This window comes from Lutibacter sp. HS1-25 (assembly GCF_004121075.1).
GTDB lineage: Bacteria > Bacteroidota > Bacteroidia > Flavobacteriales > Flavobacteriaceae > Lutibacter.
On the sequence record NZ_RHLN01000032.1, the window covers coordinates 1 to 10,782 of the forward strand.

Here is a 10,782-nt window from a genome sequence, read left to right on the forward strand (position 1 = left end):
TTAGTGTTTCAAAGTTTTCGGTAACTTTATTTAAGTAATCTTTTATATCTTTTCTAAAATCGGATATTGTCGTTGTAATCATAATTCAACATTTTAAATATGTACAAAATTACGTACAAAATAATCTGATTCAAAATTTATGACATCTTTATTTGTAATTGAAGACATTTCGTGTTGAGTTGTCATAAGAGAATTGTATTCTTCTAAAGAAATCACTACAACACCCGAGTTTTTACCTCGATTGATAATTAGTGTTTCAAAGTTTTCGGTAACTTTATTTAAGTAATCTTTTATATCTTTTCTAAAATCGGATATTGTCGTTGTAATCATAATTCAACATTTTAAATATGTACAAAATTACGTACAAAATAATCTGATTCAAAATTTATGACATCTTTATTTGTAATAAGTTGTTTGATTTTAGTCAGCTTATTTTAGGAAGGTAAACAATTTTGTTTACTAATTATTATTTGCTAATTTTGTAATATAAATTTAAATACAATGTTGCCACAATTATTTAAAATAAAAGGTTTACATCCTGGTGTTATATTGAAAAGAGAGTTATCTCGACAAGATATGAAAAGCAGTGAACTTGCTGATGCTATTAATGAGCATAAGCAAACTATCAGTGCAATTTTGAATCAGAGAAGAGGCATAAACCCAAGTATTTCAATTAAGTTGGCTAAACACTTCAATGTAGAAGAAGATTATTTTATGTTACTACAAGCAAGTTATGATGTTAAAATAGCGGCGAATAATTTACCTAAAAAACAGCCTAATCTTGATAAGTTTAGAAAAATAATTTTTTGGGATACAACAATGGATAAGATCGACTGGGTTAAAAATAAAAAAGCCATTATCAAAAGAATTTTAGAAAGAGGTAACGAAACTGAAATAAATGAAATTATTTCATTTTATGGCAAGGATGCTGTAAGTATAGAAATTAAATCAATTAAAAAAAGTTATTTATCTACTTTTAAGAATAATGCTATTGAGTATAATTTAATATAATTTTAAATGGCCTTATATTTAAGTACAGTTTCAGTTTTATTATGGGATACTCTTAAGCTTCTTATGAGTATTAAAGAACTTGATAAATTTAGAATTGTAGGTGGTACTTCATTAAGTTTGCAATTGGGGCATAGAGAATCAGTGGATATAGATTTATTTACAGATGCTGAATATGGAAGTATAGATTTTAATAAAATAGATGAAATTTTAAATCAGAACTTTGCATATGTTGAATCATTTACTACAACTGAAATTGGTATGGGTAAATCTTATTTTATTGGCCAAGATGAGAATAATTTACTGAAATTAGATTTGTTTTATACGGATCTTTTTGTATTTCCTGGTTTAGAAATAGAACACATACGTTTCGCTGCTATTGAAGAAATAATAGCTATGAAGTTTGAAGTAATAGCTCAAGGAGGTAGAAAAAAGGACTTTTGGGATATTCACGAGTTGCTAGAATATTATTCTTTAAATGAGATGATAAATTGCTATTTCAAACGTTATCCTTATAATGCAGACAAAGACTTGCTATTAAAAAAAATAATAGATTTTGACATCGCAGATTCTGAATTTACCCCAATTTGTTATAGAGGTAAATATTGGGAACTTATAAAGCAAGATTTTGAGGATTTATTAAGGTAGTTTTATCAATTTAAGACACTACCTTGTAAAGTGTACTCAAACCTCAAAAGTAAATTACACCCCTATAATCCCCTCAAGGGGATATTTTATGTGTATTTTAACCGTCATCTCGCACTTGATGCGAGATCTTTCCCTATTGAAGTTTTATAATAATTTTCACCCACGCGCCATCTGGTATCAGCGCGCCACCTCGCCCATAGCTACCGCTATGTCGCACTAAAAATGTTCACTGAACATTTTCTTAACGCTCAGTCATGCATTTTCCCACGCGCCATCTGGCCCTATCGCTAAAAATGTTCACTGAACATTTTCTTAACGCTCTGTCCCCTCAAGGGGATATTTTAGGATGTGTTTTAACCGTCATTTTGCACTTAAAGTGAAATCTTTCCCTATTGAAGTTTTATACTAATTTTCACCCACGCGCCATCTGGCCCTATCGCTAAAAATGTTCACTGAACATTTTCTTAACGCTCAGTCCCCTCAAAGGTATATTTTATGAGTATTTTAACCGTCATCTTCGCGTATGCGGGGATCTGTTTATGTAAAACTAAAACAATTTTTTCGAGATACAACCAATAGATTACTTCAGTTGGTTTTCCCACACGCGCCAAAACCCAAAACCCAAAACCAAATTCCTTCAAACTTTTGTTTTATATAATTGCAAAACCCCCTATATTTGGCCAAAATAAAGCAAGAAATGCCTTTAGAAACCAGAATTTATCAAAAAGAAAACAATACCAAAATATTAAAGCTATTAAAAGCTAGTTTTCATGATATCATTGCATCTCGTTTTTTGGCAAAACAATTGGCAGTTCGAGATATCACAGCACAATACCGCCAGTCGTATTTGGGTATTGTTTGGGCATTTATTACGCCTTTAACCACGGCTTTTGTTTGGATATTTTTAAATATGTCGGGTACCATTCAACTAACAGATACAGGTATTCCTTATCCTGTTTATGCTTTTGCAGGTACACTTTTGTGGTCAATTTTAAACGAATCCATCAATTCACCAATGGCAAGCACAAAATCTGCAGGAGGCATCTTGTCAAAAATAAATTTCCCAAAAGAAGCTTTATTGGTATCAGGCATTTATAAATTGTTGTTTAACAGTGCCATTAAAATTGTATTGTTACTGGTATTTTTAGTGGTTTTTGGCATAGGTTTTCATAGCAGTTTGTTATTATTTCCTTTTGCCTTTTTAGGTGTTATTTTATTTGGCACAACCATCGGTTTATTTATTACACCAATTGGCATGTTGTATAACGACATTGCCAAAATAATAAGTTTAGGACTCGGTTTTCTTATGTACATTACCCCAGTAGTATATGCAATACCCAAAGAAGGAATTATGAGAACTTTTATGGAGCTTAACCCACTAACACCACTTATTTTAACAACCAGAGATTTAATAGTAGGACTAGAACCTCAATATTTAACCTATTATTTTGCACTAATAGTAGTATGTTTGCCGTTATTATGTATCGGGTTGGTGTTTTATAGAATTTCAATACCAATTATCGTAGAAAGGATGAGTAGTTAGTTCTTAATTAATGAATAATTAAAAGTGAAAAATGAATAATTAAAAATGAATAATTAAAAGTGAATAATGAAGAGTGAAAAGTGATGAATGATGAGATAATTTGTCACGCTGAGCGCAGTCGAAGCGCAATACAACAAATAACCAATGTCAGTCTGAGCTTGTCGAAGACCTAATGCAAACGGGGATTTGTAACTTAGAAATGAAGAATTAAAATAAAGAAAAGGAGCCAATAACCAATGTCAGTCTGAGCTTGTCGAAGACCTATTGAAGTCAAGAGATCTGTTATTTGTAAATAAAAATTATAGTAAATATAAACAACCAACAACAATGTCAGTCTGAGCTTGTCGAAGACCAACAACCACAATTAACCCAATGCAAGAAGAAGTACTAGTAAAAGTAGAAAACCTGTCAAAAAAGTTCTGTAAAGACCTAAAAACCAGCCTTTGGTATGGTGTAAAAGATCTATATAGCAATGCCCATGGCAACAAACAGGAACGTACCTTACGAGACAAAGAGTTTTGGGCAGTAAAAGACATCAATTTTGAATTACGCCGTGGCGAGTGTTTAGGTTTGATAGGGCACAATGGCGCAGGAAAATCTACTTTATTAAAAATACTAAACGGACTCATAAACCCAGACGAAGGCAAAGTAACCATCAAAGGGCGTGTAGGTGCATTGATAGAGCTGGGTGCAGGCTTTAACCCTATATTAACAGGGCGTGAAAACATTTATAACAATGGCGCTATATTAGGCTTTACCAAAAAAGAAATTGAAGCCAAAGTTGAAGACATCATAGACTTTGCTGAAATACGTGAGTTTATTGATATGCCAGTACAACATTATAGTTCTGGTATGAAAGTGCGCCTGGGTTTTGCAGTAGCTGCTCAAATGGAACCTGATGTGTTAATTATTGATGAAGTATTGGCGGTTGGGGATGTGGGTTTTCGAATAAAATGTTTAAATACGATTAGTGAATTGTTAAATAATTGTGCTGTTATTTTTGTTTCTCATTCTATGCCACAAATTGGTAAAATAGCTAATAAAGGATTATTGTTAAAAAACGGTAGAATTGTTTTGAATTCAAAGAATATTTCATTTTTAATACAAAACTATTATAATGAATTTAAGACCGAAAATGAGAGCGTATTCGGAAGTGGAAAAGCAGAAATTAATAACTTTACTATAAATAATAAACAAAAAAATATTATTATTAAGTCAAGGGAAAAATTTATAATTAATTTTGATTTAAAAGTAAGTGGAAATCTTAGAGATTATTTAATTTCAATTTGTTTTTATGATCAAGAAATGAAATCGGTAGCATTAATTTCTAATAAAGAAGATGATTTTATTCAAATTGAAGAAAATATACAGGTTGAAGTAATTAATGTTTTTGCTCCAGGAAAGTACACTGTAACCGTTGATGTGATTGAATTAAAAAATAAAAATATTTTAGGAGAATATTTATTATCAAAAAGAAATATTTGTGACTTTATAAGTCTTGGATCTAAGCAATTAACACATTGCCCTATACATTTACCTGCAAATTGGAAATAAAATTAAATACTTATGAAAAATACCCTAGCAGATATTGGAGTGGTTATACCAGTTAGAGAAGGTAGCTCAAGAATTAAAAATAAAGTTATGCTCCCTTTTGGAACAGATGAATCTCTGTTAGAATGGAAAATAAAGCAGATGAAAGAGATTGTTAATAATGAGCAAATAATTATAAGTACAGATTCGCCAAAATTAATTGATATAGCAATTAAGAATGATGTACAATTTAAAGTTAGAGATAAATATTTATGTGAGGGACATGTAGCTAGTTTTAACGAAGTTATAAAAGGAGTTGTAAAAGCTATAGATTTTAAGCATATCGCTTGGGTAACTGTAGTAGTTCCTCTGATGAAACCTATAGATTATTTAAAAGCTTTTACTAAATATATTAAAATTATAAATGAGAAAAATAAAGATTTTGATTCCTTATTGACAGTAAATTTGTTAAAAGAATATTTTTGGGATGACAATGGACCTCTCAATTATTGCGCTGATAAAAACCATACAGTAAGTCAAGATTTGCCAAATTTTTATAGAGTGACAAATGCGTTATATATGTATAACAGAGAATCAATTCTAAATAAAGAATACTTTATAGGTAGTAAACCTTACAAGTTTGAAGTGGATAAATTGGCAGGAATTGATATTGATGAAATTGAAGATTACAATATGGCATTGAATTTACTTAATTATTATAATGATACCTTGAAAAAGAATAATTGAATATAATAAACTTTAAATAAAATTTATTTTAATTATAATAATGGGATACAAGTTTTATAACTATTTAAAAGGTAAATGTAATATTCGATATAAAGGTATTCCGCTTAATAAAATTATTACATATGATTTATTAATTTTATTTGAATCAAAGGAAATCCCAAAATATTCATTGAAACAGTCATGGCAGAATAGTAAAGTTATTGAAATAGATGAAAATTTTATTGTATTTATTAAATGTGAAAATATAATTAGTTATTCCATCGATAGAATTGATTATTCAGAATTAATTTTAGATTATAAAAATGAATTTTTCAATAATAGTAAAATATTTAAAATTAATTTAAAAAAAATAAAACTTTCAGCTCGTTTTTTCAAATTTCAACGATTAAAAACTGAGTTTAATTTTTTGTTTACGAAAGTATTTTTATTTTTCAAATTTCTAAAAGATAAATCACTTACAAGTAGTCAGGTAAATTGGTTGGTTTCAAGAATTACTAGTTATAAAAACACCATTGATTATTATGAAAAAATAATGAATAGTAATAAAATAGTTTTAAAAAATCAACTGACATTTAATTCATCTTTTTATCATGAGTCAATACTTAGTTTAGTTTTAAAGAAACACAAAGTACGAACCATTTCTATGGTTCATGGTGTTTATGTTAAGTATAAAGAATTTGTACCTTTAGATATCATAAACTATGAAAATGTTTGTGCAAGTGAAGTTTGGACATGGAGTAAAAGCACTCATGAACTATTTAAAACATATAATCCAAGTACATTACTAATAGAAAAAGGAAATCCAAAATACCATAATTTATGTCTAGGTTCAGTAAAAATACCTAAAAATAATTGTATTATATTGTTAGGTAGAAAAATTTATGAAAAAGCAAATCATTCTTTATGTGAGATTCTGATTTCTGATAATATTAAAATGATGAATCTGAAATTTAGTTTAAAATTGCATCCATCACTAAATGAAAATAATTATTCTAAATATAATTTAAATATCATCAAAGACAAAACCGTCAATGAAATAATTGGGTTATTTGATTTTTCAATCAGCATAAATACATCGGCTTATATAGAATCATATGTAAAAGGTATTATTGGCTTAAGATATGTTGCTTTTGAAAATGAGTTGTTTCTTGGGTTTGAAAAGGATAAATTTAAAAATGATATTGAGCTTATAGAATGTGTGAAATATTTTAAAAGTTTGGATAAGCAAGAAATTATTAAAATAACCAATGAAGTAAGTTATATTAATTTTAATTGTAAGCCTTATAAAATTTAGAATGAACCCACTAGTTTCAATCATTATCCCTAACTACAATCATGAGTTGTACTTAAAACAACGGTTAAATAGTGTGTTTAATCAAACGTATACAAATTTTGAGGTTATTTTATTAGATGATTGTAGTACAGATAATAGTGTAACTATACTTAATGAATATAAAGACCACTCCAAGGTGAGTCATTTTATAGTAAATACTAAAAATTCTGGGAGTCCCTTTAAGCAATGGCAAAAAGGAATTGCCTTGGCGAAAGGTAAATATGTATGGATTGCGGAGAGTGATGATTATTGCGAATTAAATTTTTTAGAAGCGTTAATAGGCTTGATTAATAAGCGACCTAATATCGGTTTAGTGTATTGTAGTTCTATGAATGTTGATACTGATAATGATCAACTAGGTGAAAATAATTGGGCAAAGATTACCAATTATAAAAAATGGAGTTCAAATTATAGCAATACAGGGATAAATGAAATAAAGTATCATCTGCGGTTTAGAAATACTATTCCCAATGCAAGCGCAGTAATTTTTAACTTAGAAATAGCCAAGGCAATTAAAATACCTTCAACTATGTTTTATTGTGGAGATTGGTTTTTGTGGATTTCTATTTTACAAAAAAGCGATATTGCATACGGTTCACAGGCTTTAAATTATTTTAGACGTCATAAAAATTCAACTAGAACTATAAAAAGTATTAAAAATGAGTACGAACGATTCAAAGAGTATTCCTTTGTAATAAAAAAAAATAGTTCACTCATTTCAAGGAATATAAATTATAAAAAGTATTATTGGTTGGTTGAAGAATGGTTACAAAAAAGTAACTATTTTAGTTTTATGCAGGCTTTACAAATTAAATTGCCAATGCCATTGTACCTTATTTTTTTTAGAAGTTACATTATGCGAAAAATAAAAAAGAAATTAAGATGGATGCAATTTGTACAATAATTACTGGTAATTATGGACATTACGCCCTAGCACTATACGATTCAGTTGAGCAATTTAATAAAAATGTTCATTTTTATATTTTTGTGAGTGATAATGAATTGTCTTCGAGTATTCAAAAAAAAATTGAAGATAGAACAAATATTTTTGTTTTGAATAAAAATGATTTGTCTGTTTTTAAATTAGCACAACAATTAGAACAAAAATATGCAATTAACAATCAAGATGCATATAGATGGGGTATGAAACCGATTATACTCCGTTATTTGTTAGAAACTAATTATGCTAAGGCTATTTATGTAGATTGTGACATTCATTTTTTTAGTGATTTTAATTTCCTATTTCACCAATTAAACCATTGTAATATATTATTGTCACCTCATTTTAGGAGTTCGAATCCCAAAAATGATTTACTGAATTTTAAATTGAATTTTTTAGATGGAATTTATAATGGTGGTTTTATTGGAGCCTCTATAGGTGGTATTGAAGCATTAAATTATTGGGCAGAATTATGTTTGTATAATTGTGAGGTCAATAGAAATGAAGGGTTTTATGTTGATCAAAGGTATTTGGATATTCTTCATTCTAGGTTTGAAGGTGTTGATGTAATTAGGCATAAAGGTTGTAATATTGCTAATTGGAATCAAGATGATTGTAAAAGAGTTAAATTAGACGATGGAACGATTTTAATTAATGGCCAATTTCCAATTGTTTTTATACATTTTACAAATAGTTTTTTTAGAGGTGTTTTAGATGAAAATGATGAACTATTAGTTAAATATTTAGATAGTTATAAAAATTCGCTGTTAAAATATGATGATTTAGATGTAATTGAATTGTATTATTTAAAGGGAAAAATGATGACCTCACGTTCTGAAACATTGACTATTTCAAAAAAGAAAGTTAGTTTTTTTAAAAAAATATTGAAAAAAATTAAATTTTATGGGTAATAAAAACATTGCAATTATTTCGCCCAATCAAAACGCTTATTCTGAAACATTTATTCAAGCGCAAAAAAAGTATTTAAAAGGGAATGTTTTTTATTATTTTGGAGGTGCTATTCCAACTCAACTTGAAGGAGGTTCATTAAAATTAACACGTTTTGACCGATTTGTTTTTAAAATTCAGAAGAAATTTAAACAAACAAATCTAAGTTTAAATGAGTTTGCTTTGGTGAAATCATTTCAACAACAAAACATATCAGTTGTATTGGCGCAATACGCTACTACAGCCCATCATTTAATTAGGGTATGTAAATTGCTTAATCTTCCTTTAATAACGCATTTTCATGGCTACGATGCATCGATACATAGGGTATTAAAAGCACACCATAATTTTAAGGAAGTATTTGATTATAGTAGTTATGTAATTGCTGTATCTAAAAAAATGGAAACACAATTATTAAGCATTGGGTGTCCAAATCAAAAGCTGATTTACAATGTTTATGGGCCACAACCTGAATTTTTTGAGGTTATTCCACAATTTTCAAAAAAACAACTGATTGCTATTGGTCGTTTTACAGATAAAAAAGCACCGTATTATACCATTTTAGCTTTTAAAGAGGTGGTAAAAAAAATACCAGATGCGCAACTAATTATGGCTGGTGATGGTTTATTATTTGATGTATGTAAAAATTTGGTAGCTTTTTATAATCTTCAAAACAATATTAAATTGGTTGGAGTTATTACTCCTGAAAAATTTAGAGCTTATTTAACTGAATCTATGGCTTTTGTACAACATTCTATAACGCCGTTGTCAGGAGATATGGAAGGTACACCTCTTGCAATATTGGAATCTAGTGCAGCAGGTTTGCCAGTTATTTCAACCAACCATGCAGGTATTCCAGATGTAATTATTGACAATGAGACCGGATTTTTAGTAACTGAGCACGATGTTGAAGGAATGACTTTGAAAATGATTGAAATTTTAGAGAATCCTACTTTAGCAAAAGAAATGGGTTTAAAGGGTAGAAAGAATATTAAAAATAATTTCTATCAACAACGTTATATTGATGTGTTGGATGGATTAATTGATAGTTTTAATAATTAATTTCTTCACCATTAATTCTCCTCTTTAGAAGGGTGTCTTTTACATAGGTAGCGTCCGATTTTATGTGTCAGTCTAGACATGGATGTCGCTTAGAAATTTCACTCTTTCACCTTTTCATAAATAAGTCCTTTCAGCATATTTCGAAAGCTTTTTCCAACTCTAAAATTTATTTTTGCAGCGTTGATTGTTTTAGCAGTTACTTTAGTTTCAGCATCAACACCATTAGAAGAAATGCCTACCTGAAAATAGCCGATATCTCCTAATCTAACAATTTTTCCATTTTCTAATTGTTCTACCATTGTTTCTTCTAAATACATCATAAAACGGACACAGTCAGCCTTATGTATTTTTGTTTTTTCAGAAAGGATATCTATTAATTCATCAGAAGAAACCTCACCGTTTGAAATTGCTTTTGCATAATAATTATCTTCATTGGATGATTTTAGGGTGTTTACATTCTTACTTACTTTATATTTTATGGCCATAACTTTTTTAGTAAAAGTACAAATTTATCAAGGAAATAATAGCCAAAGAAGTGAAATTTTGACTTTATAGCATATAAAAAGTTAGATATTAAATATTAGAAGTTTTTTAAGTAAGAGGATGGAAGTCAAAGGCCACAACAACCGTCAGTTCGAGTGATTTAGCGGAATGTATTGGTTCTCGATACACCTCCGTTGCACTTCGGTACTCGAACTGACGGTGTGTGTTGTTCGTTACTTCGAGTTGTTTTGCAAGGATGGTTATAGAATAAAAGAAGAATTAAATAGCAAAACAGTATCGAGAAGTAGTTAGCTTAAAATGATTAACTTAGCTATAAAAACCGTTATGAAATTATCCTATATTTATATGTTAAAATGTTCCGACAATACTTACTACACAGGTGTAACAAGTAATTTAGAGAAGAATTGAACAACATTCCAATAGTTTTTTTCCAGATAGTTATACTTCAAAAAGATTGCCAATTGAGTTGGTGTTTTTTGCTGAGTTTACAGATATTAATATTGCCATTGAAAAGAAAAA

12 protein-coding genes are annotated in these 10,782 nt (G+C 28.9%); 10 read left to right on the forward strand and 2 right to left on the reverse strand.

Annotation, left to right across the window (positions count from 1 at the left end; translation table 11 throughout):
* Nucleotides 1–93: 93 nt before the first annotated feature.
* Nucleotides 94–330, reverse strand: coding sequence for a type II toxin-antitoxin system Phd/YefM family antitoxin (locus EC396_RS10690; protein ID WP_129366689.1), 237 nt, complete (start codon nucleotides 328–330; stop codon nucleotides 94–96).
* A 171-nt stretch (nucleotides 331–501) separates the two neighbouring features.
* On the opposite strand from EC396_RS10690, the gene EC396_RS10695 reads away from it, so the two are divergent.
* The 9 genes from EC396_RS10695 (at nucleotide 502) to EC396_RS10735 (ending at nucleotide 9,759) form a co-directional block, all read left to right on the forward strand.
* Nucleotides 502–1,011, forward strand: a complete 510-nt coding sequence (locus EC396_RS10695) for a HigA family addiction module antitoxin (protein WP_129366690.1) — start codon at nucleotides 502–504, stop codon at nucleotides 1,009–1,011.
* A 63-nt stretch (nucleotides 1,012–1,074) separates the two neighbouring features.
* The gene (locus tag EC396_RS10700; protein WP_240665688.1) at nucleotides 1,075–1,656 is read left to right on the forward strand and encodes a nucleotidyl transferase AbiEii/AbiGii toxin family protein; all 582 of its coding nucleotides are present in this window, start codon (nucleotides 1,075–1,077) and stop codon (nucleotides 1,654–1,656) included.
* A 676-nt stretch (nucleotides 1,657–2,332) separates the two neighbouring features.
* A complete protein-coding gene (locus tag EC396_RS10705; RefSeq protein ID WP_240665689.1) occupies nucleotides 2,333–3,199 on the forward strand; it encodes an ABC transporter permease in 867 nt (288 codons plus the stop codon).
* Between the two features lie 372 nt (nucleotides 3,200–3,571).
* The gene (locus EC396_RS10710; RefSeq protein WP_129366692.1) at nucleotides 3,572–4,753 is read left to right on the forward strand and encodes an ABC transporter ATP-binding protein; all 1,182 of its coding nucleotides are present in this window, start codon (nucleotides 3,572–3,574) and stop codon (nucleotides 4,751–4,753) included.
* Nucleotides 4,754–4,765: 12 nt separating this feature from the next.
* Nucleotides 4,766–5,476 carry a cytidylyltransferase domain-containing protein gene (locus EC396_RS10715; protein WP_129366693.1) on the forward strand — a complete coding sequence of 237 codons (711 nt, stop codon included), beginning with the start codon at nucleotides 4,766–4,768 and terminating at the stop codon, nucleotides 5,474–5,476.
* Nucleotides 5,477–5,516: 40 nt separating this feature from the next.
* Complete coding sequence (locus tag EC396_RS10720) at nucleotides 5,517–6,770, forward strand: hypothetical protein (RefSeq protein WP_129366694.1); 1,254 nt, start codon at nucleotides 5,517–5,519, stop codon at nucleotides 6,768–6,770.
* A 1-nt stretch (nucleotide 6,771) separates the two neighbouring features.
* On the forward strand, nucleotides 6,772–7,713 hold the full coding sequence (locus tag EC396_RS10725) for a glycosyltransferase family 2 protein (RefSeq protein WP_129366695.1): 942 nt from the start codon (nucleotides 6,772–6,774) through the stop codon (nucleotides 7,711–7,713).
* A complete protein-coding gene (locus EC396_RS10730) occupies nucleotides 7,692–8,660 on the forward strand; it encodes a hypothetical protein (RefSeq protein WP_129366696.1) in 969 nt (322 codons plus the stop codon). Before EC396_RS10725 ends, EC396_RS10730 begins: the two co-directional genes overlap by 22 nt.
* Nucleotides 8,653–9,759 (forward strand): glycosyltransferase, encoded by a 1,107-nt coding sequence (locus EC396_RS10735; RefSeq protein ID WP_129366697.1) that lies wholly within the window; start codon nucleotides 8,653–8,655, stop codon nucleotides 9,757–9,759. Before EC396_RS10730 ends, EC396_RS10735 begins: the two co-directional genes overlap by 8 nt.
* 98 nt (nucleotides 9,760–9,857) lie before the next feature.
* Here EC396_RS10735 and EC396_RS10740 read toward each other — a convergent pair whose 3' ends face one another.
* Complete coding sequence (locus EC396_RS10740; protein ID WP_129366698.1) at nucleotides 9,858–10,244, reverse strand: HU family DNA-binding protein; 387 nt, start codon at nucleotides 10,242–10,244, stop codon at nucleotides 9,858–9,860.
* Between the two features lie 364 nt (nucleotides 10,245–10,608).
* On the opposite strand from EC396_RS10740, the gene EC396_RS18285 reads away from it, so the two are divergent.
* Entirely contained in the window at nucleotides 10,609–10,671 is a 63-nt protein-coding gene (locus EC396_RS18285) for a hypothetical protein (protein ID WP_370276480.1), read from the forward strand.
* Nucleotides 10,672–10,782 lie beyond the last annotated feature (111 nt).